A 23459-nucleotide genomic window follows, 5' to 3' on the forward strand; every position below is an offset into this window, starting at 1 on the left:
CGGGTGTCTCGGTACCGGTGTCAGAGGGCCTGGGTGGCGGCGCGCTCGACCGCCAGGCCGGCGCGGTAGCGGTCCAGGAAGGTGGCGTAGCCCGCGACGTCGGCGGCGTCCGGGTCGACGACGTCGACGTCCGCGCCGGCGAACACGCGCTCGGCCAGGTAGGTCGGCAGGTCGTGCTCGCCGGCCGCGTCCAGGTACGCCGCGAGCACCGCGATGCCCCACGCGCCGCCCTCGGCCGCCGTCTCCCCGACGGCGACGGGGGCGTCGACCGCGGCCGCCAGCAGCCGCTGCGCGACCCCGGCCGTCTTGAACATGCCGCCGTGCGCGAACATCGCGTCGATCGCGACGTCCTCGCCCCGCAGCACCTGCATACCCAGGCTGAGCGTGCCGAACGCGGAGTACAGCTGGGTCCGCATGAAGTTGGCCAGCGTCAGGCGGCTGTCCGGCGTGCGGACCACCAGCGGCCGGCCCTCGTCCAGCCCGGTGATCGGCTCGCCCGACAGGTAGTTGTAGGCGAGCAGGCCGCCGCCGTCCGCGTCGCCCTCCAGCGCCGCGCGGAACAGCGCGCCGAACACGTCGTCCGCGGCGGCCGGGGCCCCGAGCGCGGCCGCGAACTCGCCGAACAGGCCGGCCCAGGCGTTCAGCTCGCTCGCGCCGTTGTTGCAGTGCACCATCGCGACCAGGTCGCCGGCGGGCGTCGTGACGACGTCCAGCTCGTGGTGCACGCGGGCCATCGGCTGCTCCAGCACCACCATCGCGAAGATCGAGGTGCCGGCGCTGACGTTGCCGGTGCGCGGGGCGACCGAGTTGGTGGCCACCATGCCGGTACCGGCGTCGCCCTCCGGCGGGCAGAGCGGGATGCCGGCCTGCAGCGTGCCGGTCGGGTCGAGCAGCGCGGCACCCTCGGCGGTCAGCCGTCCGGCCTCCTGGCCCGCGGTCAGCACCTCGGGCAGCAGGGCCTCGAGCCGCAGGCCGGGGCGCCGGGTCGCGACGATCTCGTCGACCTGCGCCAGCATCGTCGCGTCGTAGCCGCGGGTGGCCGGGTCGATCGGGAACATGCCCGACGCGTCGCCGACGCCGAGCACCTTGCGGCCGGTCAGCCTCCAGTGCACGTAGCCGGCCAGCGTGGTCACGAAGTCGATCTGCGGCACGTGCGCCTCGTGGTCGAGGATCGCCTGGTAGAGGTGGGCGATCGACCAGCGCAAGGGGATGTTGAAGCCGAGCTTGTCGGTCAGCTCGTGGGCCGCGCGGCCCGTCGACGTGTTGCGCCAGGTGCGGAACGGCACCAGCAGCTCGCCGTCCGCGTCGAACGGCAGGTAGCCGTGCATCATCGCGGACACGCCGAGCGCGCCGAACGTGGTCGGGCGCACGCCGTACCGCTGCTCCACGTCGGCCAGCAGCGTGCCGACCGACTCCTGCAGCCCGGCCCAGACCGCGTCCAGCGAGTACGTCCAGACGCCGTCGACGAGCTGGTTCTCCCACTCGTGGCTCCCGGTCGCGACCGGGGCGTGGTCCGGGCCGATCAGGCAGGCCTTGATGCGGGTCGAGCCCAGCTCGATCCCGAGCGACGTGCGGCCCTCGGCGATCGCCGCCCGGACCTCGTCGAGGCGTGCGTCCTGCTGCTCCTGCGCCATTGCGTGCTCCGTCCTCGCCCGGGCTGCTCTGCCCGTTGCCTGCGATGGTCCCGCACGCGACCGACCGCCACGCGCCGAGACCTCATGTTAGCGCTCACATGCGCCACGGACCAAGCACTGCCCGCCGTGCGCACCGCCGAACCCCACCCTGTGACGGCCCGGTCGCCGAGATGGCAGTTCCCGCCTGCGACGACGTCGCGGCGCACAGGCGAGAAGTGTCATCTCGGCGCGGCGGTCAGCGGCGCGGCGGTCAGCCGCGCGGCGGTCAGCGCGGAGGTGCGGTGCTCGCGCGGGGGACCAGGGTGGCCGGCAGCAGGGTGCGCGGGACGTCCTCGCCCGCCAGCGCGCGGACCAGCGCGTCGATCGCCGAGCGGCCGAGCGCGGCGAAGTCCTGGCGCACGGTGCTGAGCGGCGGCACGAAGTACGCGGCACCCGCCTCGTCGTCGAACCCGACCACCGAGACGTCCTGCGGCACCCGCACCCCGCGCTCCCAGAACGCCCGCAGCAGGCCGAGCGCGAGCTGGTCGTTCGCGGCGAACACCGCGGTCGGCAGCCCGTCGGCCACCAGGCGCAGGCCCTCGCGGTACCCGGACTCCGCGGACCAGTCCACCTCGACGGGCTCCGGCGCGGCGGCACCCGCGGCGGCGCACGCCTCGCGCCAGCCGGCGAGCCGCTCCCGGGCGTCGAACCAGTCCTGCGGCCCCGCCAGGTGCACGACCTCGCGGTGCCCGAGCCCGACCAGGTGCCGGGTGGCGGCGCGGGCGCCCTCGCGCTGGTCGACGCCGACCGCGACGACGCGGCCGCCGGGCCCCGGCTCCCCGGACGTCACGGTGACCACCGGGACCGGCGCGGCGAACGCGACGACGGCCTCGGCCACGTCGACCTGCGGCGCGATGATGACGATGCCCTCGACCGCCTGGTCGAGGAAGTGGTCCAGGACGCCGCGCATCGTGGCCGCGTCGAACCGGTCGATCGCCGCGACGCTCACGTAGTAGCCGACCTCGCGGGCGGCGCTCTCCAGCCCGATCAGCGTGCTGGTCGGGCCGTGGTGCACCGAGGACGTCGTCACCACCCCGAGCGCCCCGGACCGCCGCGTCACCAGGGCGCGGGCCGCGCTGTTGCGGCGGTAGCCGAGCTCGGCGATGGCCGCGAGCACGCGGGCGCGCGTCTCGGGCCGGACGCTCGGGTGGTCGTTCAGCACCCGCGACACCGTCTGGTGCGACACCCCGGCGAGCACCGCGACGTCGCTCATCGCGGGCGGGCGGCGGGTGTCGGGCGCGCCGGTCACGGCGGGAGGCCTACCGGTCCTCGTCGGCCGCGACGGGCGCCGCGGGCAGCGCCGCCGCACCGAGCTCGCGGGACCGGTCGTACGCCGCGCGGGCCGCCGCGACGACGCCGGCGCGGACGCCGTGCGCGTCGAGCTGCGCCACCCCGGCCACCGTCGTGCCGCCGGGCGAGGACACCCGCTCGCGCAGGACGACCGGGTGGTCCCCGGTGCCCGCCGCGAGCGCCGCGGAGCCCTCGACGGTCGCGACCGCGAGCCGCGTCGCGAGGTCCCGGGTCAGGCCCAGCAGCACGCCGGCCTCGGCCATCGCGTCGATCAGGTAGAACGCGTACGCCGGGCCGGAGCCCGAGATCGCGGTCACCGCGTCCAGGTCCTTCTCCGCCACCCGCACCACGAGGCCCGTGGCCGCGAGCGCCTGCTCGACCAGGTCCAGGTGCTCGTCCGTCGCGTGGGTGCCGGGGGCGATCGCGCTGGCGCCCTTGCCGACCAGCGCGGGCGTGTTCGGCATCACCCGGACGACGGGCGTGCCCGCGGGGAGCGCCGCCTCGTACACCGCCACCGGGATGCCCGCGGCGACCGACACCACCAGCGTGCCGGGGCGCAGCGCGGGCGCGATCTCGGCCAGCACGTCCGGCACCACCTGCGGCTTCACCGCGATCAGCACCAGGTCCGCGCCCTTCGCGGCCTTGCGGTTGGGGTCGGCGGCGCGGACGCCGTACTTCCCCGAGAGCTCCATGGCCCGCGCGGCGCTGCGCTCGGTCACGTCCACGTCGTCCGCCGTCCAGCCGGCGTCGAGCAGCGCCGACACGAGGGCCTCGCCCATGACGCCGCCGCCGAGGACCGCCGTGTGCGGTCGTGCCGTCGTGCTGGTCATGCGGTGCTCCTCGGTGCCGGGTCGTGCGGGTGACTGGCCGCGAGCCTAGCGGTGGCCGCTCAGGCCGGACGCGGCGCGTACATGATGAGACCGACCCCCGCGAGGCACAGCAGCGCGCCGGCGACGTCCCACCGGTCCGGCCGGAACCCGTCCACGACCATCCCCCACGCCAGCGACCCGGCGACGAACACCCCGCCGTACGCCGCGAGGATCCGGCCGAAGGACGCGTCCGGCTGCAGCGTGGCCACGAACCCGTACAGGCCGAGCGCGATCACGCCCGCACCGATCCAGGCCCAGCCCCGGTGCTCGCGCACGCCCTGCCAGACCAGCCACGCGCCGCCGATCTCCAGCAGCGCGGCGAGCGCGAACAGCACGACCGACCGCAGCGGCACGGTGACCCCCTCCTGCCGCACCGCACGGGGCGCCGGCGGGACCAGGGTGGCACGGAGGCGCCCGGCCCGGTCCGAGCAGGGGGATGCGGACCGGACCGGGCGCCGTTCGTGGGGCCCAGGAGCCTCAGCTCCCGGGCGGGGTGCCGGGCACCTGGCCGCCGAAGCCGCCACTGCCCGGGGCCATCATGCCGCTCCCGGACGGCACCGTGGTGCTGTTCGAGCCACCGAGCCCGGACAGACCGCTGCTCGACTCGCCGTCCTCGGACACGAGCGCCCGGCTGAGGTCGGCCAGGACCACCTCGTCACCCGCGGACAGGCCGGACACGATCTCGGTCAGCTCGGAGCCGACGGCGCCGCGCTCGACCTCCACCGACTCGGCGGTACCGTCCCGCAGCACCTGGACCGTGGCGGTCGAGTCGTCCAGGTGCACGGCCGACGACGGCACGGTCAGGGTGTCGTCGGCGCCGGCCACCGCGATGGAGACCTGAGCCGACGCGCCGTTGAACAGCACGGCGTCGCCCGCGTCCAGGGCGAGGTCGACGGTGTACGTCGGGTCGGACGAGGTGGTGGACGCGTCGAGGATGCCGACCCCTGTCACCGTGCCGACCAGGTCCTCGTCGCTGCTGCTCACCGCGACGGTCGCCTGCTGGCCGACCTCGACCAGGTCGACCTGGCTCAGCGGGACGGTGGTGGACACGGTGTATCCGTCCTCCCCGATGACGGTGATGACCGCCGACGTGGAGGTCGCCTCGACCGAGTCGCCCGCCACGATCGACACGGCGGCGACCGTGCCCGCGATCGGGCTGGTCAGGTCGACCAGGTCGAGCCTGCTCTGCACGAGGGCGAGCTCGGCCTCGGCCTGGTCGATCACGGCCTGGTCGGCGAGCAGGTCGGCGGCGGTGGCGACGGTCGTGCCGCCGGCGCCACCCGCGGTGCCGGTGCCGGTGCCGGTGCCGGTGCCACCCGAGCCGGTGGTCGCGCCGGTGGCTTCCGTGGTGCCGGTCCCCGTCCCGGTCGACGCCGTGGCTGCGGCGGCCGCGGTGTCCGTGCCGGCGCTGCCGGTCGCGGCACCCTCCGTGGTCCCGGCGGCGCCGGACGCGGCGGTCCCGGGCCCGCTGGTCCCGGTGCCCGCGGAGCCGTCGGCCGATCCCGACCCGGCCGCGGTGAACGCGTCCTGCGCCGCCGACACCGCCGCGTCGAGCGCGGTGACGTCGGTCATCAGCGTGGCCTGCGCCTCGTCGACCGCGGTCTGCGCCGCGAGGACGGCGGTGACCGCGTCCTGGCAGGCGGTGAGGTCGTCCGTCGTGGAGGTGGCGGCGGTCGGGTACGCGGTGCCGGTGATCACGGCCTCCGTCGACGCCGCCGCACCCTCGGCCGACGCGTCGGTCGCCGGGTCGGCGGACGGCTCCGTCGTGGGCTCGGCCGGCTCCGTCGCCGGGTCGGTCGTCGGGCCGGTGCTCGGCGTGCCGGTCGACGCGTCGCTTCCGGCGCCGTCCCCGGCGTCGTCGCTGCCGCCGTCGTCGAGGACGGCCTGGCACGCCTCCTGCGCGGCGGTGGTCGCGGCGCTCGAGGTGGCCAGCAGGTCCTGCGTGGTCTGGAACTGCGCGAGCAGCGCCTGCTGCGCGGCCCGGACGGCTGCGATCGCCTGCGTGACGGCCGGGGCGACGGTCGTGCCGTCCCCCGCCCCGTCGCCAGTGCCGTCCCCCGTGCCACCGGTCCCCGACCCGGTGCCCGCGCCGGAACCCGCCGCCGCGGCTCCGGTGGCGCCGGACGCGCCCCCCGACGCGTCGCCGGAGGTGCTCCCGGACGTGCTGCCCGACGTCGTCGAGCTGCTGCTCGACGTCTGCGAGTCGATGTCGTCCTCCAGCTGCTGCTCCGCGTCGGCCACGGCCTGCCCGGCCTGCTCGACGGCGTCCTCGAGGGACCCGGTGTCGAGGGTCGCGAGCACCTGGCCGGCGGTGACGGTGTCCCCCACGGCGACGTCGACGGTCCCGACGGTGCCGGCGACGGAGAACGCGCGGTCGTACCGGCTGGCCGAGGCGACCGTGCCGGTGGCGTCGATGGTCTGCGCGACGGCGCCGACCTCGGCGGTGGCGGTCCGGTAGCCGGAGCCGCCGGACCCGCTCACGGCGAGCGCCACGCCACCGCCGACCAGGCTGAGCGCGAGCGCCGTGGCGACCCCGCCGACCAGCAGCCGGCGGCGCCGTGTGCGGCGGCGGGCCCGGGCCTTCGGGGTCTCGCGGCGGAGGCTGTCACGCATCGAAGCCCTCACCCTCGGTGGTCGCGGTGGAGTCGTCGGGGCGCGCGCCGCCCCGGCCCCCGAAGCCGGTGGAGCAGCCGTCGTCGCCGGCGTCGGACAGCACGAGCACCGTCGCCGCGACCTGGCCGGAGCTGTCGGACTCGCCCTGCGCGGTCACGCAGCGGCCGACGGTGATCGCGCTCACGTCGGCCGTGACCGTGCTGGTGTAGGAGGTGGCGTCGTCGACGGTGACCGTCGAGGCGGTCGCGTCGTCGCCGGGCTCGAGGGTGATCGTGCTGCCGTCGACGGCGGTGACGAGGCCGGCCGTGATCCCGCCGGAGCCGCCGCCCGCGGGCGGCTCGCCGTCGGTGCCGCCTGTCCGGGCGCCGTCCGGCATCTCCGGCAGGTCGGTCGGCGCGCCGTCGGGCAGCTCGCCGTCTGCGGGCGCCGCGCCACCGGGCATGCCGCCGCCCCCGGCCCCGCCGCCGAACCCGCCGGTGCACTCGCCGTCGACCGGGCTCGTGATCGCCACGGAGGTCGCGGCCGCCGCGTCGTCGTCGCCGGACGTCATCGCGACCACGCAGGACCCGACGGTGACGTCCGCCAGCGCGGCCGCGACGGTCTGGCTGATCGTGGTCGCGTCGTCCCAGGTGACGGCGGTCTGGCCGTCGTCGCCCTGCACCTGCAGCAGGGCGTCCGAGACGGCGGCGACCTCGCCCGCGGTCCCGCCGCCGCGGGGCGTCGCGCCCTGCTGCGCGGCCGGTGCCTGGGTCTCCGCGGCGGACGAGTCGGTGCCGGCGGTGTCGCCGGACCCGCCGGAGCAGGCGGCGAGCAGCACCAGGACGGCCGTGGTGGCGGGGACCGCCAGCAGGCGGGGACGGGTGCGGGACATGGCTCTCCTCGGGGTGGGGCGGGACAGGGGACGCACGCGGCTCACTCCGAGCGCAGCGCGTCGATGGGTGCGAGCCGCGCGGCCCGCGTGGCGGGGTAGACCCCGAAGACGATGCCGATCGCGATCGCGACGGCGACCGAGCCGCCGACGGCCGCGCCGGACACCACGATCGAGGTGTCGAGCAGGCCCGGCAGGACCGCCGCGGCGACGATGCCGAGCACCGCGCCGAGCACGCCGCCGGCCAGGCCGAGCACGGCGGCCTCGACCAGGAACTGCCGGCGGATCGCCCACGGCGGGGCGCCGAGCGCCTTGCGCAGGCCGATCTCGCGGGTCCGCTCGGTGACCGACACCAGCATGATGTTCATGACGCCGATGCCGCCGACCAGCAGCGACAGCGCCGCGATGCCGGTGAGCAGCACGGTCAGCGTCCGGTAGACCGAGGTGGCGGTGCTGACCAGGGAGTCCTGGCTGCTGATCGAGAAGTCCGCGCTGTCCGCGTCGGTGATGCCGTGCAGGTTGAGCAGCAGCTGGTTCGCCTCCTGGTAGGCGGCGGACAGCTGGTCGGCGGACGCCGCCTGCACGTAGATGGTCGACACCGAGCTGCGGTCGAGGCCGCCGGACACGGTGTTCGCGGCGGTGGTCAGCGGGACGACGACGAGGTCGTCCAGGTCGGTGTCCGTGCTGGCGCCGGCCGAGGACAGCACGCCGGTGATCGTGAACGCCGTGCCGGCGACCGTGATCTGCTGGCCGACGACGTTCGTCGTGCCGAACAGCTCGGTGGCGGTGGTCGCGCCGATCACGGCGACGGCGGCGCCGGACGCGTCGTCGTCCGCGGTGAGGAACTCCCCGGAGGCGACGGTCCGCGACCGCACGTCGAGCCAGTCCTCGGTGGTGCCGACGACGGTCGTCGTCCAGTTGGTGTCGTTCGCCTCGACGGAGAGCGACGACTCCTTCTCCGGCGCGACGGCCCCGATGTCAGGCGCGTTCACCGAGGACGCGAGCGCCTCGGCGTCGGACCGGGTCAGCGTGGCGCCGGTGCCGAACCCGCCGCGCACCCCGTCGGAGTCGGTGGACGACCCCGGGGTGACGATCAGCAGGTCGGAGCCCAGCGCGCTGATCTGCCGGCTGACGTCCTTCTGCGTGCCGAGGCCGAGGCCGACGGTGAGGATCACCGCGGCGATGCCGATGAGGATGCCGAGCACCGTCAGCATCGAGCGCAGCTTGTGCCCGCGCACGGCGGCCCAACCGGTGCGCAGCGTCTCGGACCAGGTCATCGGGGGTTCACCTCGTCCGACTGGAGGAGGCCGTCCCGCACGAAGACGATCCGCCGGGCGTGCTCGGCGACCTCCAGCTCGTGGGTGATCAGCACGATGGTGCGGCCCTGGGCGTGCAGCTCGTCGAACAGCGCGAGCACGTCCTCGGTGGACCGGGAGTCGAGGTTGCCGGTGGGCTCGTCCGCGAGGATCAGCGACGGCTCGCCGACCAGCGCACGAGCCACGGCCACGCGCTGCTGCTGGCCGCCGGACAGCTCCCCCGGGCGGTTGTCGAGCTTGTCGCCCAGGCCGACCCGCTCCAGGGCGGCGACCGCTCGCTCCTTGCGCTCGTGCGCCGGCACCCGGCCGTACACGAGGGGCAGCTCGACGTTCCGCCAGGCCGACAGGGACGGCAGCAGGTGGAACTGCTGGAACACGAACCCGAGGCGCCGGTTGCGGACGTCGGCGAGCTCGACCTCGTCCAGCTCGCCGACGTCCTCCCCCGCCAAGCGGTAGGTGCCCCGGGTCAGGACGTCCAGGCAGCCGACGATGTTCATCAGCGTGGACTTGCCGGAGCCGGACGGGCCCATGATCGCCACGTACTCGCCGGTCCGGATGGCCAGGTCGACGCCGCGCAGGGCCTCGAACTCGATGCTGCCGGTGCGGTAGGTCTTGCGGGCGCCGTCCAGCTCGATCACGGGGTCGGCGGCGCCGTCGGTCCCGCGCGCGGCGCGGTCCAGGACGAGCTCAGCCATTGCTGCCACCCGGCACCTGGCCGCCGCCACCGGGCAGCTGCGAGAAGTCGGGCATCTCGCCGGACGAGAAGTCCGGCATCTGGCCCCGCTCCGCCTGGTCCCCGGTCCCGGCGTCGTCGGACCCGGTCGCTCGCGGGCTGAACGTGGTGACCAGCACCTCGTCGCCCTCGGCCAAGCCGTCCGTGATCTCGACGAGGTTCCCGGAGGTCTCACCGACGGTGACCGCCGTGGTGACCGTCCCGCCGTCCGCACCCTCCTGCGTGACGACGGTCTGGCCGTCCACGGTCGTCACCGCAGCGCTCGGCACGGTCAGCACGTCGGTGCGGCGCTCGTAGATGATCGAGGCCTCCACCGACTCGCCGTCGTGCAGGTTCTCGGGACTGCCCGTCACGTCGACGAGGACCGGGTACGCGGCGACGTCGCCGGTGCTGCTGGACAGCAGGCCGATCTCGCCGACGGTGCCGTAGACGGTGTCGGTCGAGCTGTCGGTGGTCATCTCGACCTGGTCGCCGACGGACAGCAGCGCGACGTCCGTCTCGTCGACGGTGACGCTCACCTGCCACGCGTCGGTGCCGGTGATCGTGAACGCGGCACTGGTGGTGGTGCTGCTGGAGCCGGTCGATCCGGTCGTCCCGGTGGAGCCGGTGCTACCGGTCGAGCCTGTGCCGCCCGACGACGAGCCCGAGCCGGTTACCGTGTCCCCGACCTCCAGGTCCACCGCGGTGAGCAGGCCCGCGACCGGGGCGGTCAGCGTCGCGCCGGCCATGTCGGCCTCCGCGTCGTCGGCCGCTGCCTGCGCCACGTCGACCTGCGCCGACAGCGCGGCGACCTGCGCGTCGGACGCCGCGGTGCCGTCCGCCTCGTCCTCGGCGTTCGACAGCGACGCCTGCGCGCTCACCAGGTCAGCCTTCGCCTGCAGCAGCGCGGCGTTCAGGTGGAGGGTGTCGACCGTCGCGAGCTGCTGCCCGGCGGCCACGGTGTCCCCGACGGCGACGTCCACGGACGTCACGGTGCCGCTGACGTCGAACGACACGTCCTCCTGCACGGCGGGCGTCAGCGTGCCGCTCGCGGTCACGGACTGCTGGACGGTCGTCAGGCTCGCGGCGACCGCGGTGCTGGACGACTCGGGGGTCGCGGCCTGCGCCTGCTCCTCGCGGAACCCGAACCAGTAGATCCCGGCGCCGACCACCCCCACCAGCAGCGCGATCGCCACCACCCGCACCCAGACCCGGGTGCGCCTCCACAGCGACAGCATGTTCTCCCTCACGACGGTCCGACCTCCCGGAACCGTCCGCGGGGAGCGGGCGGGAGTCCGGGCTGGTCAGGACCGTAGGGATGCAGGCTGGGGCGGCCTTAGCACCACCCTGTGTCCCCCCTGTGCGATCACCGGCGCGGGCGCGGGATCGTGGTCGTCGTGGGCGGTACGCACCCCGTGCTCGTGCGCTGTCGACGGGCGCGCGGGGTGGGCGGGTCAGGCGGGGAGCAGGAGGCCGTCCCGGATCAGGCCGCGCACCTCGGGCAGCACGTCGGCGGCCACCGCGGCAGCGCCGACGTCCAGCAGCGCGCCGAGCGCGTTGACGATCTGCCCGACGGCGAGCTCCCCGTCGCAGGCGCCGACGAACCCGGCCAGCGCGGTGCCGACCTGCACGGTGCGCCCGAGCCCGCCGCCCTGGCGGAGCAGCACGATCTGCGGGTCGGCCGCACCGGGGCGCAGGTAGCGCTCCTCGGTGACGTCCTCGGCCACGCGCAGCCGCTCGGCCGCGAGCGCCGCGTCGTCCCGGGCGCGGAGCCAGTCGTCGGCGGCCAGGCTCGCGCCGAGCGCGGGGCCGAGCGGCTGGCGGACCGAGCCGGTGATCTCCTCGAGCCGGCGCAGGCGCCCGCCGGGTGCGTCGTCGGCCGGGCGGCGCAGCACGACGATGCCGAACCCGATGCCCTCGACGTCGCGGGAGGCGAAGTCGGCCAGCCACGCGGCGTACCGGGCGCGCCAGGCCGCGGGGTCGCGGTCGGCAGTGGTGCCGCCGTCGCGGATCCAGGTCTCGGCGTACTGGGCCGGGTCCTGGAGCTCGCGCTGCACCACCCAGCCGTCCAGCCCCGACGCGTCCAGCCAGGAGCCGACGCGCTCGTCCCAGCGCTCGCCGCGACGGACCTCCCAGTTGCCGAGCAGCTGGGCGACGCCACCGGGCGCCAGCACGCCGCCGACGGACGTCACCAGGTCGGACACGATCGCGTCGCCGGTCCGCCCGCCGTCCCGGTACTCGTAGGTGGGCACGTCGGCGGTCGCCCGGGGAGTGATGACGAACGGCGGGTTGCTCACCACCAGGTCGAACTGCTCGTCCGCGACCGGCTCCAGCATCGAGCCGAGCCGCAGGTCCAGCCCGTCCGCGCCGAGACCCGCCAGCGCGGCGTTGAACCGGGCGAAATCGAGCGCGCGCGCGGAGATGTCCGTGGCGACGACCACGTCCGAGTGCCGGGACGCGTGCAGGGCCTGGATGCCGCAGCCGGTGCCGAGGTCCAGCGTGCGCCGGCTGGGCTCGCGCACCGTCACCTGGGCCAGCGTGGTCGAGGCGCCGCCCACGCCGAGCACGTGGTCGGTGCGCAGCGCACCGCCGGTGGCCAGCTCCCCCAGGTCGGACGCGATCCACCAGTCGACCGGCCCGGCGGCGTCCTCGGCCTCGTACGGGCGGAGGTCGACCCGGGCGCGCACCGCGGCGTCCGCGCCTGCGCCGTCGACCGCGACCAGGCCGAGCCGCTCCGCACCGGTCACGCCGAGCGACGGCAGCGCGCGGGCCAGGTCGGCGGCGTCCACCGGGACGCCGAGCACGAACGCCCGGACCAGCGCCGCGCGCGGGTCGTCCCCGGTGGTGGCGAGCAGCGCCGGCACCGGCTCCTCCCGGTGCAGCGCGGCCGCGGCGACGGGGCCGAGCAGGTCCTCCACGCCGGGCACCGTGAACCCCGCGGCCGCCAGGTCCGCGCGCAGGGCGCCGACCAGCGCGGGGTCGGCGGTCAGGGGCTCGGTCGAGGGGGTGCTGTCCACCCGCCCATCCTCGCTCAGACGGGCAGCGGCTCGCCGCCGGGTCCGTCGCCGCCCGCCGCGGTCGCGTGCGGCACCACCTCGTCCTGCCAGCGCGTGGCGTACCAGCCGGCCGGGCCGTCCTGCTCGAGCGTCACCACGCCGGTGTTGTCCAGCGACCGGCGGCCCGCGGTCGCGGGGTCCAGGTTCGCCGCGCGGGCGAGCGACCACAGCCGGATCATCGCGCCGTGGCTGACCACCGCGACCGTCCGCGCCCCGGAGGCCAGCAGCTCGTCGACCACGGCGTCGAACCGGTCGAGCGTCGCCCGGCCCGACTCGCCACCGGGCATCACCGCGTCCAGGTCGCCGCTCGCCCACGCGACCATCGTCCCCAGGTACCGGTGCACCGACGCGGGATCGGTGCGCATCTCCAGCTCCCCGGCGAGCACCTCGCGCAGCCCCTCCCGGACCTGCACGTCGAGCCCGTGCGGACGCGCGATCTCCGCCGCGGTCGCCCGGGCACGGTCCAGCGTCGACGCGTAGACGGCGTCGAGCGGCTCCGCGGCGAGCACCTGGCCGACGGCCTCCGCCTGCCGCAGGCCCTCCGCGGTCAGCGGGGCGCCGGGGGCGGCGGTGTCGAGCGCCGAGATCAGGTTGGACGGGGTCTGGCCGTGCCGGACGAGGTGCAGCCGCATCGGGTCAGGCGTCGCAGTTCTCGGAGATGTAGGTGCTGAGGTTGTCGCCCGCCGTCGACAGGTCCTCCGAGTTCGCGGTCTCGGCGAACTCCTGCAGGGCCGCGGTGAACGCCTCCTGGTCGGTGGCGTCGATGTCCTGCAGCGCGTCGTCCAGGTCCCCGAACGTGCTCGTGAACACGGCCCAGTCGTCCTCGATCTCGGCCGGGGCCTCGACGGACTCGAAGCCCTCGCGGGCGTCGGCGATCGCCTGGGCGAACGCCTCCGGGTCCGAGCCGAGCGACCCCGCGGCGTCGACCTCGGCGATCGCCTCCTCGCCCTGGTCGCAGAACGCCTGCACGTCGTCCTCGCCCCCGGAGCACGCCGCCAGCGGCACGAGCAGGCCGGCGAGCGCGAGGCCCACCAGCGTCCGGCGGCGGGCGGAGGGACGGACCAGGCGGGAGCGGCTCATGCCGACCACCTTGCCGGACGCGCGCCCGCCCGTCGAGGCGGGGCGCGGGTGCCCGTCATGCCGGTAACCGCACCTCGCGCTCGAGCCGCGCCTCCTCGTCGACGCGGGCCGCACGCAGCCGCGACACCAGCACGGCCCCGAAGGCGATCAGCGCCGCCAGCACCGCGATGGTCAGCCGGAGCACCTGGTTGGCGTCGTCGCCGACGCTGACCGTCACCACGGCCGGCGCGATCAGCAGCGCGACCAGGTTCATCACCTTGATCAGCGGGTTGATCGCGGGGCCGGCCGTGTCCTTGAACGGGTCGCCGACCGTGTCGCCGATGACGACCGCCGCGTGCGCCGGCGACCCCTTGCCGCCGTACCGCCCGTCCTCGACCAGCTTCTTCGCGTTGTCCCAGGCACCGCCGGAGTTCGCCAGGAACACCGCCATCAGGACGCCGCTGCCGATCGCCCCGGCGAGGAACCCGGCGAGCGGGCCGATGCCGAGGCCGAACCCGACCGCCACCGGCGCGGACGCCGCCAGCAGACCGGGGGTGGCGAGCTCCCGGAGCGAGTCGCGGGTGCAGATGTCGACGACCTTGCCGTACTCGGGACGCTCGGCACCGGTCATGATCCCGGGGTGCTCGCGGAACTGCCGGCGCACCTCGAACACGATCGCGCCGGCAGCGCGGGTCACGGCGTCGATCGCCAGCCCGGAGAACAGGAACACGGTCGCACCGCCGAGGATCACCCCGACCAGGGTCACCGGGCTGATCACCTGGTAGTCGGTCATCGCCAGCACGATGTCGCCCGGCACCTCGGACAGGGACAGCCGCGCCACCGCCCCGGCCACCGCGTCGGCGTACGAGCCGAACAGGGCAGTCGCCGCCAGCACGGCCGTGGCGATCGCGATGCCCTTGGTCACCGCCTTGGTGGTGTTCCCGACGGCGTCCAGGTCGGTGAGGATCTGCGCACCCTCCTCGGTGACGTCGCCCGACATCTCGGCGATGCCCTGCGCGTTGTCGCTCACCGGGCCGAACGTGTCCATCGCGACGATGACCCCGACCGTGGTCAGCAGCCCGCAGCCCGCCAGCGCCACCAGGAACAGCGACAGCGCGATGGAGCCGCCCGCCAGCAGGAACACGCCGCAGATCGCGGCCGCGATGATCCCCGCCGTGTAGACGGCGGACTCGAAGCCCACCCCGATGCCCGACAGCACGACCGTCGCCGCGCCGGTCTGCGAGGTCCGGGCGACGTGGATCGTCGGCTTGGACGTCGTGCCGGTGAAGTAGCCGGTCACCCAGAGGATCAGCCCCGCCAGCACCACGCCGATCGCCACCGCGCCGGCCGCGACCAGCCGCGGGTCGCCGTCGTCGGCACCGAGCCCCGCCGTGCCGCCGAGCGCCTCGAACGACGACGGCAGGTACGCGAACGCGGCGACGGCTGACAGCACCGCGCCGGCCACCGCCGCGATCGCGAACCCGCGGTTGATCGCCGTCAGGCCGCTCTCGTCGCCGCGCACCCGGGTCACCAGCACGCCCAGCGCCGCCACGAGCGCTCCGATGGCCGTGACGATCAGCGGGAACACCAGCCCCTGCTCCCCGTACGCCGCCCGGCCGAGGATCAGCGCCGCCACCAGCGTCACCGCGTACGACTCGAACAGGTCCGCGGCCATGCCCGCGCAGTCGCCGACGTTGTCCCCCACGTTGTCCGCGATCGTCGCGGCGTTGCGGGGGTCGTCCTCCGGGATGCCCTGCTCGACCTTGCCGACCAGGTCCGCGCCGACGTCGGCCGCCTTGGTGAAGATGCCGCCGCCGACCCGCATGAACATGGCCAGCAGAGCGGCGCCGAACCCGAAGCCCTCCAGCACCGCCGGCGCCTCGCCCCGGTACAGCAGCACGACCGCCGCCGCGCCCAGCAGCCCGAGCCCGACCACCGACATCCCCACGACCCCGCCGGTGCGCAGCGCGATCCGCGCGCCCTCGGCCCGGCCTCCCGGCAGCGACGCCGCCGCGGCGACCCGCACGTTCGCGCGCGTCGCCAGCCACATGCCCAGGTACCCGATCGACGCCGAGAACGCCGCGCCGACCAGGAAGAACACGGACCGGCCGACCCGCACGCCCGTGTCGCCCGGCAGCAGGAACAGCAGCGCGAACACGACGACGGCGAACAGCACCAGCGTGCGCAGCTGCCGCGCCAGGTACGCGGAGGCGCCCTCCTGGATGGCTGCGGCGATCGCCCGCATCGACACGGACCCCTCGTCCGCCGCCAGGACCTGGCGTCTGAGGACCACCGCCACGACCAGTGCGGCGACCGCGACGACCGCGATGACGGCGACGACCGCGAGGCTTCCCGACCCGAGCTCGACCATGCATCCTCCTCGGACGCGGGCCCTGCCCCCTGCTGGGGACGCGACCCAGACGCACGCCGCTCCGTTGCCGCGTGAGGCGGCCACTGTAGCCAGAGATGTCCGCTCTGTCCGGGAAAGCGAGCGGGCAGTGCTCGCCGCCGCGGGATCCCCGCTGGGCCGATCGGGTGACGGCGTGCCCGGACCCCAACGATCCGGTGCCCCGGCGCCGTCCACCGGGCACGACACTCACCTCGGGGGCACGCGGACCGCGCTCCCCGACCGGCACGGCGGAGGACCCTGGTGACCTGGCAGGACGACCTGGCGGCGTTCGCCCGCGAGCGCGGACCGGCGCTCGTGGGCTACGCCCGCCTGCTGACCGGCGACACCGCCGCAGCGGAGGACCTGGTGCAGGAGGCGATCGTGCGCGCCTGGTCGCGGCGACGCTCCGGCGCCGACATCCAGTGGCTCGAGGCGTACGTGCGCCGCGCGGTCCTCAACGGGTGGGTGGACCAGTGCCGGCGGGAGCGGGCGTGGCGGGACCGCGCGCACCTGTTCGCCGTCGAGGTGCCCGTGCCCTCCCCCGAGCGCGCCGCCGTCGACCGCGCCCAGGTCGCCGCGGCGCTCGACCGGCTCGCGCCGCGCGAGCGCGCCTGCACCGTCCTGCGGCACTACGACGACCTGACGGTCCCCGAGATCGCGAAGCGCCTCGACCTGTCCGAAGGCGCCGTCAAGCGCTACCTGTCCGACGCCGCGCGTCGTCTGAGCAATCTGCTCGACCTCGCGGACGACCTCGACACCGAGGACCTCTCCACCACGAACGGAGGCCGGCGATGAGCCACGAGCTGCGCCGCGCGCTGGACGACCTCGTCCAGGGCGTCGCGACCGACCAGGAGAACCGGGCCCGTTCCGGCGACGGGCTGCCGGTCGCCGCGATGACCGCACGCGCGCGCCGTGGCCGGGTGCGCCACGCGGCGCTCGTGTCGACGGCGGCGGCGTGCGCCGTGCTCGCCGTGGGCGCGGGCGGGGTGGCCGTCGCGACCTGGGACCGGGCGGAGCCCGCCCCTGCCGCGCCGCCCACCCAGATCAGCACCCCGACGCCCTCGCAGGAGGTGCCGTCGCCCTCGCCGTCGGCCACGCCGTCCGCGACGGCGACCGCGCCTGCCGTGGTCCTGCCCACCGGGGACCCCGGCCTGCCGTTCGGCGTCTGCGGATCGACCATCGACGCGGCGGCCGCGCTGCCGAGCTCGCCGGCCGTCGCCCTCACCCTCGCGGCGGGGCCGTCGTCGGTGCTCCAGGGCCAGCCCGTCGAGCTGCGCACCGAGCTCGCGGTGACCACGCCGGAGGTCACCGCGTTCGGGCCGGACAGCGGACCCACCGCCGTGCTGCTGCGCGACGGTGTCGTCGTCGCGACCGCTCGGACGTACCCCGTCGGCACCGGGCCCGAGACCGTCGCCGTCCTCGAGGAGAGCCCGGACGCCCGCCTCACCTCGCAGTTCGTCAGCCACACCACCCTGGTGGTCTGCGACGCCCCGGGCGCGTCCGCCGGCGCGGACCTGCCCGCCGGCGACTACCAGGCGGTCGCGCTCAGCGACGTCTGGACGGCCGACCGCGACGCGGCGTCCGCGTTCCTGTCCGACGGCGTGCGGACGATCGCGGACATCGCGCCGTCCGTCCCGCTGCAGCAGGTCGTCGCGGTGTCGGCCCCGGTCGCCGTGCAGGTGGGCGGCACCACGGTCGACCCGGCCGCGGTGCCGGTCCCGCCCGCAGCCGCACCGGTGCTCGGGGACCGCAACGTCCCCGACGGCGACCCGTACCCGTCCGCGTGCAACCCGACGACGACTCCGGGCGACGCCGGCGGCCTGCTGCCCGTCACCGCACCGGGCACCACGGTGACCGCGGGCGGTGCGAGCCCGGACGCCGCGGTGTCCGTCACCTACACCGGCTCCGGGCGCATCGCCCTGTTCGTGACCGGCCAGCTCCTGCGGGTGGTGCAGGACGGTGCCGTGGTCGCGGTGTCGTCGTCGACGCCCCAGCGGGTGGACCTGGACCACGGCTCCACGCTGACGACCCCGGTGACGACGTGGCAGAGCTGCGACGGCGGCTGGCCCGGCCCCGCCACCACCCTGGCACCGGGCACGTACACCGCCTACCCCGTCGCGCTGGTCGGCGTGCTGGGGCTGGTCGCGGCCGACGGCACCGAGCTGCAGCCGCGCGCCGGCGAGGTGGACCTGCACCAGCTGGTCGGGGCACCCGTCACCCTGGTGATCCCGTAGCGGCAGCAGCCGCTACGGGCACGGCGGGCGCGGCGGGGAACCCCGCCGTGCCCGCTGCCGTTCGGGTGAATCACCGCACGCGCCCAACGTTCCGCACCAGGTCTACGTCCCACCTCACGACAGGATCACCGCGGCCCACCCCAGGGGACGGCCGACGACGAGGGGGACCACGTGGCGTGGGAGGACCAGGTGACGGCGTTCGTCACCGCACGCGGCCCGGCGCTGGTCGGGTACGCCCGGCTGCTGACCGGTGACCACGACAGCGCGCAGGACCTGGTCCAGGACGCGCTCGCGAAGGCGTGGTCCCGACGGCGGGCGGGCACCGACATCGAGTCGCTGGAGGGCTACGTCCGCAGCGCCGTGCTCACGACCTACCTGGACCAGTACCGGCGCCGCCGGCTGTGGCAGGGGCGCGCGCACCTGTTCGTGACGCCCGAGGCAGAGCCCGAGCGGTCGTCGTCGACGGACACCGCGACCGACCTCGCCACGGCGCTGCGCCACCTGCCCCCGCGGGAGCGCGCGTGCGTCGTGCTGCGGTTCTACGACGACCTCACGGTCGCCGGGATCGCCACGCGGCTCGGGCTCTCCGAGGGTGCGGTCAAGCGGTACCTGTCCGACGGCACGAAGCGCCTCGGCGCGCTCATGGGGGAGGTGCACCCGGCGGCGGAGACCGTCGAGGTGCGGACGGCGGGAAGGGACCGGCGATGAACGAGCACGACCTGCACGGCGCGTTCGACGACCTGGCGCGGCAGGGTGCCGACGAGCAGTCGGAGCGGCTGCACCGGGGAGCCGGACTGTCCGCGCCCGACATCGCGCGCCGCTCGGCGCGGGCTCGCCGTCGCCGGACCACCGTGACCGCCGCGACCGGGCTCGCCGCGGTGGCCGGCCTGGTGCTGGCGGGCTCGGCGCTCGCCGACCGGCCGGACCCGCAGCCGGCGGACACCCCGACGATCACCCACCCGACGCCCGAGCCCTCGCGGACCCCGGCGCCGTCGCCCTCGCCATCGCCCTCGACCAGTGCGCCGGCTGCGGGCCCGGACGAGCAGGACCCGGTGGTCGCGACCTCCGGCGTCGTCCGTCCGTACCCCACGGCGCCGAACGTGCTCTGGCGCGCGCCGGTCGACACCCTCTGGACCTCGACGGTGATCGACTCGCAGGGCGCCACCCCGATGGTCGGTGACGTCGCCGCGACCCCGCACGCGTTCACCTCGTCCCGCGCGCTGGCTGCCGGCGGCACCTTCCTCTTCGCCATGGGCGTGCCGGCCGTCGACGAGCGCCTCGTCGGGGTCGACGAGGTCGGCGGAGCCGTCCTCTGGGCTTGGGAGCAGAGCGGGGAGGAGCGGGTCCTGAGCTGTGCCGGCGTCTACGACGGTCTCCTCGTCTGCCAGGGAGTGGTGGACGGGGCACCGGTCGTGCAGCTCCGCGACCCGGTGTCCGGTGCGGTGGCCCGCACGGTCGGCCCGGGGGGCAACGGCATCGCCGTCGCCGAGGACGCCGTCGTCGTGCACAGCGCCGAGGGCACGGACGTGCACGTCCGCGTGCTCGACCTCGCGGACGGCGCCGTGCGCGCCGCTGTCGACCTCCCGGGCTACATCGACCCGAGCACGCCTGGTGGTGACTTCGTGGTGTGGCCGGAGGTCGCCGGGCCCCTGGTGCTCCTGCACGGGGTCCAGTTCGAGCTCGCGCTCGACGTGCGGACCGGGGCGGTGCTCGGCGAGGGCATGGCGCCGGTGGGCCTCCGTCCTGACGGCTGGGTGACGGCGATCGCGCCCGACGGGAGCACGCACGCCGTCGGGCCGCACGGTGAGGACGTGCCCCTGCCCGGGAGCCCCGCGTTCACCCCGGACGCCTGGGCCCCGGCCGCCGGGGTGGACGTGCCGCTGCTGACCTGGTCGGACACCGGGGACGGGCTGCCGGACGCGGTCCACGCGGTCGACGCGCAGACCGGGGACGTCCTGTGGTCCGTCCCCGGGGCCGGTGTGGTCCGGGCCGTCGCCGGCCGGACGGTGGTGCTGCAGGGCGACACGGGCCTCGTGGGCGTCGACGTGGTCACCGGCGGCGAGCTCTGGCGCGCCGGTTGGGGCTCCGTCGAGGCCTTCGACGGTGAGCGGTTGGTGATCTCCGACGCGTCCGGCGTGCGAGCCGTCCGGGCCACCGACGGGGACGTGGCGTGGACGCTGCCGCAGGACCAGGTGACCGGGGTGCTCGTGGTCGACTCCCGGCTGGTCGGGGTCGCGCCGGACGGGTCCCTGAGCGCACTGGCGCCGTGACCCCGGCGTCCGGCGCTGCGCCGACCGGGTGATCCGCGAGGCCCGGACCCAACGGTCCGGGCCTCCCGCACGTCGTGGTGGGTGGGGCCGCGCGGCCGGGGTCGGACCCGCCGCCCGGACGCCGCCCGCCGGAGGTGCGCTGCAGGGGCGCGCACCTCCGGCGGTCGTCGTGTCGTCACCGACGGTCCCGCGAGCCGCACGTGGTGGTGCCACCGGCGCCGGTTGCGCCGTTCGGGTGACCTTCCCAACCCCCGGCCGGGCCCGGGCGTCTGAGGGGGCGACAAGATCGGGTGCGGTACGAGGACGAGGAGACGGCGTGGCCTGGGAGCGGGAGCTCGAGGACTTCGTCCGCGAGCGGGGTGACGCGCTGGTGGGATACGCCTACCTGCTCGCGGGCGACCTCGCCGCGGCGGAGGACCTCGTGCAGGAAGGCCTCGTCCGCACCTGGACGAGACGGCGCGCAGGCGCCGACGTCGAGTGGCTCGAGGCCTACGTGCGGCGGTGCATCCTGCACGCGTTCGTCGACGGCCGCCGCCGCGCCCGCCGGTGGCGCGACGTCGCCCACCTCGTCGCCCTGCCCGAACGCGGCGAGGGCCACCAGGGCAGCGACGACCGCGACGCGGTCCTGACCGCCCTGACCCACCTCACCCCCCGCCAGCGCGCCTGCGTGGTCCTGCGGTTCTACGAGGACCTGCCGCTGCAGGACATCGCCGACCGGCTCCAGATCAGCGAGGGCGCCGTCAAGCGCTACCTGCACGAGGCCAACCGCGCCCTGGCACCACGCCTCGGCCCCCAGGCCGGCCTGACCGCCGAGGACATCCCGACCACGAAGGGCGGCACGCGATGAACCACGACCTGGACGCCGCGCTGCACGACCTCGCCGCCGGCGCCGCCGCCGCCCACCGCACCCGCACCACCACCGACACCGGACTCCTCCTGACCCCGACCCTCCGCCGGGTCCGCCGCCGCCGCCGCACCCGCGCCGCCGCCGCGGCCACCGGCAGCCTCGCCGTCATCACCGGCCTCGTCCTCGGCGGCATGGCACTCGGCCAGGAGCCCGACCCCCAACCCGCCGGACCGAGCCCGTCGACCACCCCCACCCCGGCACCCTCACCGACGTCCACCTCGACGGTGCTGCCCACCGGCGACCCGGCCCTGCCGTTCGGCACCTGCGGGGCGCTCGCGACCGCCGACCCGTCCGCCGACGCGCCCCTCGACGACCGGTGGAGCGTCAGCACCTCCCTCGTGAGCCCCGAGGCAGTGGCCGGGGGTGGCCTGGCCGTGAGCACCCGGATCGACGTGAACCTGCCCGGTGACTGGTCCCCCATCGGCGTCGGGCACGGGATCTGGCCCGGATCCGGACCGCGGTTCCTGGTGCTGCACGACGGCGTCGTGGTCGGCACCGGCGACCTGTACGGCGACCTGCCGGCTGCGCCCGAGTCGTACGACGTCAGCGCGGGCGCGAGCTCGGCCGCGTTCCAGGGACTGGTTCCGCTGCGGTCCTGCGCGGACGGCCGTCCGCTGCCGCCCGGCGACTACGCGGTGCTGTCCACCTCGCGTGTGCTGCCGCTCGGAGACGACCCGTCCGTCGCGAGCGAGCTCGCGGCCGACGGGGCGGAAGCCGTGGCCGCGCGGCACCCCGACGCCTGGCGTCAGGCCGTCGGTGCACCGCTCGAGTTCACGATCGTCGACGGCGGGCCGGCGAGCCTGCCGCCCGCACAGACGGTCGACGAGCCGGGCGTCGTCCCCCAGCCGACCTGCGGTGCACCGCTGACCCCGTCCGAACCCGGGTTGCTCACCTGGGACGTGCTCGCTCCAGGCCGGGCCCCGTACGGATCAGCTCCCGACTCGGCCGGCGACCTCCGCTACACGGGGCCGGGGCGGCTGCGTGCCGGGGTGCAGACCGCGCCCGCGTACTGGGCGCTGCAGGACGGGATCGTCGTGGGCGGCCCGTCGGAGATCTCGGGCGCGTACTACAGCGTCGTGGACCTCGGCAGGGACCTCCCGCTCCACCTGACCGGCGGCGTGGACCTGCGTGCCTGCGCGGACGGCCAGCCGCTGGCTCCGGGCACCTACACGGTCGTGCCGTCCCTGCTCGTGTCCGGCGCCGAGGCACGGACTCCCGAGGGCGCACGGGACCTGCCCTCCGGGGTCGTCACCGGGGAGTCGTTCACCCTTGTCGTCGAGTGACGCCGCGCCGGCGCTCCGGCGCCGGTTGCGCCGTTCGGGTGACCTTCCCAACCTGCGGCCGGGCCCGGGCGTCTGAGGGGGCGACAAGATCGGGTGCGGTACGAGGACGAGGAGACGGCGTGGCCTGGGAGCGGGAGCTCGAGGACTTCGTCCGCGAGCGGGGTGACGCGCTGGTGGGATACGCCTACCTGCTCGCGGGCGACCTCGCCGCGGCGGAGGACCTCGTGCAGGAAGGCCTCGTCCGCACCTGGACGAGACGGCGCGCAGGCGCCGACGTCGAGTGGCTCGAGGCCTACGTGCGGCGGTGCATCCTGCACGCGTTCGTCGACGGCCGCCGCCGCGCCCGCCGGTGGCGCGACGTCGCCCACCTCGTCGCCCTGCCCGAACGCGGCGAGGGCCACCAGGGCAGCGACGACCGCGACGCGGTCCTGACCGCCCTGACCCACCTCACCCCCCGCCAGCGCGCCTGCGTGGTCCTGCGGTTCTACGAGGACCTGCCGCTGCAGGACATCGCCGACCGGCTCCAGATCAGCGAGGGCGCCGTCAAGCGCTACCTGCACGAGGCCAACCGCGCCCTGGCACCACGCCTCGGCCCCCAGGCCGGCCTGACCGCCGAGGACATCCCGACCACGAAGGGCGGCACGCGATGAACCACGACCTGGACGCCGCGCTGCACGACCTCGCCGCCGGCGCCGCCGCCGCCCACCGCACCCGCACCACCACCGACACCGGACTCCTCCTGACCCCGACCCTCCGCCGGGTCCGCCGCCGCCGCCGCACCCGCGCCGCCGCCGCGGCCACCGGCAGCCTCGCCGTCATCACCGGCCTCGTCCTCGGCGGCATGGCACTCGGCCAGGAGCCCGACCCCCAACCCGCCGGACCGAGCCCGTCGACCACCCCCACCCCGGCACCCTCACCGA

The 23459-nt window shown here is 75.8% G+C and carries 20 protein-coding genes and 1 pseudogene; 8 read left to right on the top strand and 13 right to left on the bottom strand.

Annotated features, from left to right (window positions below):
- Positions 1-20: 20 nt before the first annotated feature.
- The 13 genes from AC1050_RS09965 to AC1050_RS10025 form a co-directional block, all read right to left on the bottom strand.
- Positions 21-1634: a xylulokinase gene (locus AC1050_RS09965; RefSeq protein ID WP_482387186.1), complete on the bottom strand. Its 1614-nt coding sequence runs from the start codon at positions 1632-1634 to the stop codon at positions 21-23.
- A gap of 265 nt (positions 1635-1899) precedes the next feature.
- Positions 1900-2922, bottom strand: a complete 1023-nt coding sequence (locus tag AC1050_RS09970; protein WP_482387187.1) for a LacI family DNA-binding transcriptional regulator — start codon at positions 2920-2922, stop codon at positions 1900-1902.
- 10 nt (positions 2923-2932) lie between these two features.
- Complete coding sequence (proC, locus tag AC1050_RS09975) at positions 2933-3793, bottom strand: pyrroline-5-carboxylate reductase (RefSeq protein WP_482387188.1); 861 nt, start codon at positions 3791-3793, stop codon at positions 2933-2935.
- Between the two features lie 59 nt (positions 3794-3852).
- The gene (locus AC1050_RS09980; protein ID WP_482387189.1) at positions 3853-4185 is read right to left on the bottom strand and encodes a YnfA family protein; all 333 of its coding nucleotides are present in this window, start codon (positions 4183-4185) and stop codon (positions 3853-3855) included.
- A gap of 124 nt (positions 4186-4309) precedes the next feature.
- Positions 4310-6445, bottom strand: coding sequence for a permuted SH3 domain-containing protein (locus tag AC1050_RS09985; RefSeq protein WP_482387190.1), 2136 nt, complete (start codon positions 6443-6445; stop codon positions 4310-4312).
- Complete coding sequence (locus AC1050_RS09990; RefSeq protein ID WP_482387191.1) at positions 6438-7316, bottom strand: hypothetical protein; 879 nt, start codon at positions 7314-7316, stop codon at positions 6438-6440. Before AC1050_RS09990 ends, AC1050_RS09985 begins: the two co-directional genes overlap by 8 nt.
- A 41-nt stretch (positions 7317-7357) precedes the next feature.
- The gene (locus tag AC1050_RS09995; protein WP_482387192.1) at positions 7358-8590 is read right to left on the bottom strand and encodes an ABC transporter permease; all 1233 of its coding nucleotides are present in this window, start codon (positions 8588-8590) and stop codon (positions 7358-7360) included.
- Positions 8587-9324: an ABC transporter ATP-binding protein gene (locus tag AC1050_RS10000; RefSeq protein ID WP_482387193.1), complete on the bottom strand. Its 738-nt coding sequence runs from the start codon at positions 9322-9324 to the stop codon at positions 8587-8589. Before AC1050_RS10000 ends, AC1050_RS09995 begins: the two co-directional genes overlap by 4 nt.
- On the bottom strand, positions 9317-10591 hold the full coding sequence (locus AC1050_RS10005; RefSeq protein WP_482387194.1) for an efflux RND transporter periplasmic adaptor subunit: 1275 nt from the start codon (positions 10589-10591) through the stop codon (positions 9317-9319). The genes AC1050_RS10000 and AC1050_RS10005 overlap by 8 nt, the downstream gene beginning before the upstream one ends.
- A 204-nt stretch (positions 10592-10795) precedes the next feature.
- Complete coding sequence (locus AC1050_RS10010) at positions 10796-12358, bottom strand: DUF7059 domain-containing protein (protein ID WP_482387195.1); 1563 nt, start codon at positions 12356-12358, stop codon at positions 10796-10798.
- A gap of 14 nt (positions 12359-12372) precedes the next feature.
- Positions 12373-13029 carry a histidine phosphatase family protein gene (locus AC1050_RS10015; RefSeq protein ID WP_482387196.1) on the bottom strand — a complete coding sequence of 219 codons (657 nt, stop codon included), beginning with the start codon at positions 13027-13029 and terminating at the stop codon, positions 12373-12375.
- Between the two features lie 4 nt (positions 13030-13033).
- Positions 13034-13477: a hypothetical protein gene (locus AC1050_RS10020; RefSeq protein WP_482387197.1), complete on the bottom strand. Its 444-nt coding sequence runs from the start codon at positions 13475-13477 to the stop codon at positions 13034-13036.
- Between the two features lie 55 nt (positions 13478-13532).
- Entirely contained in the window at positions 13533-15827 is a 2295-nt protein-coding gene (locus AC1050_RS10025; RefSeq protein ID WP_482387198.1) for a sodium-translocating pyrophosphatase, read from the bottom strand.
- A gap of 279 nt (positions 15828-16106) precedes the next feature.
- Between AC1050_RS10025 and AC1050_RS10030 the strand changes: the two genes are divergently transcribed.
- From AC1050_RS10030 to AC1050_RS10065, 8 genes and pseudogenes are all read left to right on the top strand, one after another.
- Positions 16107-16640, top strand: coding sequence for a sigma-70 family RNA polymerase sigma factor (locus AC1050_RS10030; RefSeq protein ID WP_482387199.1), 534 nt, complete (start codon positions 16107-16109; stop codon positions 16638-16640).
- Positions 16637-18079 (top strand): hypothetical protein, encoded by a 1443-nt coding sequence (locus tag AC1050_RS10035; RefSeq protein WP_482387200.1) that lies wholly within the window; start codon positions 16637-16639, stop codon positions 18077-18079. Before AC1050_RS10030 ends, AC1050_RS10035 begins: the two co-directional genes overlap by 4 nt.
- Positions 18080-18250: 171 nt before the next feature.
- On the top strand, positions 18251-18787 hold the full coding sequence (locus tag AC1050_RS10040) for a SigE family RNA polymerase sigma factor (RefSeq protein WP_482387201.1): 537 nt from the start codon (positions 18251-18253) through the stop codon (positions 18785-18787).
- On the top strand, positions 18784-20349 hold the full coding sequence (locus tag AC1050_RS10045; protein ID WP_482387202.1) for an outer membrane protein assembly factor BamB family protein: 1566 nt from the start codon (positions 18784-18786) through the stop codon (positions 20347-20349). Before AC1050_RS10040 ends, AC1050_RS10045 begins: the two co-directional genes overlap by 4 nt.
- Before the next feature lie 316 nt (positions 20350-20665).
- The gene (locus tag AC1050_RS10050) at positions 20666-21196 is read left to right on the top strand and encodes a sigma-70 family RNA polymerase sigma factor (protein ID WP_482387203.1); all 531 of its coding nucleotides are present in this window, start codon (positions 20666-20668) and stop codon (positions 21194-21196) included.
- Entirely contained in the window at positions 21193-22539 is a 1347-nt protein-coding gene (locus tag AC1050_RS10055; protein ID WP_482387204.1) for a hypothetical protein, read from the top strand. Before AC1050_RS10050 ends, AC1050_RS10055 begins: the two co-directional genes overlap by 4 nt.
- A 119-nt stretch (positions 22540-22658) precedes the next feature.
- Positions 22659-23189 (top strand): sigma-70 family RNA polymerase sigma factor, encoded by a 531-nt coding sequence (locus AC1050_RS10060; protein ID WP_482387203.1) that lies wholly within the window; start codon positions 22659-22661, stop codon positions 23187-23189.
- Positions 23186-23459: pseudogene (locus tag AC1050_RS10065) on the top strand (hypothetical protein); the annotation flags it as partial. The gene AC1050_RS10060 and the pseudogene AC1050_RS10065, both read left to right, overlap by 4 nt.

This window comes from Cellulomonas sp. NEAU-ZC6 (assembly GCF_056844425.1).

Coding starts and splice junctions, on each gene's coding strand:
- AC1050_RS09965 (WP_482387186.1), bottom strand. CDS start 1,634: ATGGCGCAGGAGCAGCAGGACGCACGCCTCGACGAGGTCCGGGCGGCG.
- proC (WP_482387188.1), bottom strand. CDS start 3,793: ATGACCAGCACGACGGCACGACCGCACACGGCGGTCCTCGGCGGCGGC.
- AC1050_RS09985 (WP_482387190.1), bottom strand. CDS start 6,445: ATGCGTGACAGCCTCCGCCGCGAGACCCCGAAGGCCCGGGCCCGCCGC.
- AC1050_RS09990 (WP_482387191.1), bottom strand. CDS start 7,316: ATGTCCCGCACCCGTCCCCGCCTGCTGGCGGTCCCCGCCACCACGGCC.
- AC1050_RS09995 (WP_482387192.1), bottom strand. CDS start 8,590: ATGACCTGGTCCGAGACGCTGCGCACCGGTTGGGCCGCCGTGCGCGGG.
- AC1050_RS10000 (WP_482387193.1), bottom strand. CDS start 9,324: ATGGCTGAGCTCGTCCTGGACCGCGCCGCGCGCGGGACCGACGGCGCC.
- AC1050_RS10015 (WP_482387196.1), bottom strand. CDS start 13,029: ATGCGGCTGCACCTCGTCCGGCACGGCCAGACCCCGTCCAACCTGATC.
- AC1050_RS10020 (WP_482387197.1), bottom strand. CDS start 13,477: ATGAGCCGCTCCCGCCTGGTCCGTCCCTCCGCCCGCCGCCGGACGCTG.
- AC1050_RS10025 (WP_482387198.1), bottom strand. CDS start 15,827: ATGGTCGAGCTCGGGTCGGGAAGCCTCGCGGTCGTCGCCGTCATCGCG.
- AC1050_RS10035 (WP_482387200.1), top strand. CDS start 16,637: ATGAGCCACGAGCTGCGCCGCGCGCTGGACGACCTCGTCCAGGGCGTC.
- AC1050_RS10045 (WP_482387202.1), top strand. CDS start 18,784: ATGAACGAGCACGACCTGCACGGCGCGTTCGACGACCTGGCGCGGCAG.
- AC1050_RS10055 (WP_482387204.1), top strand. CDS start 21,193: ATGAACCACGACCTGGACGCCGCGCTGCACGACCTCGCCGCCGGCGCC.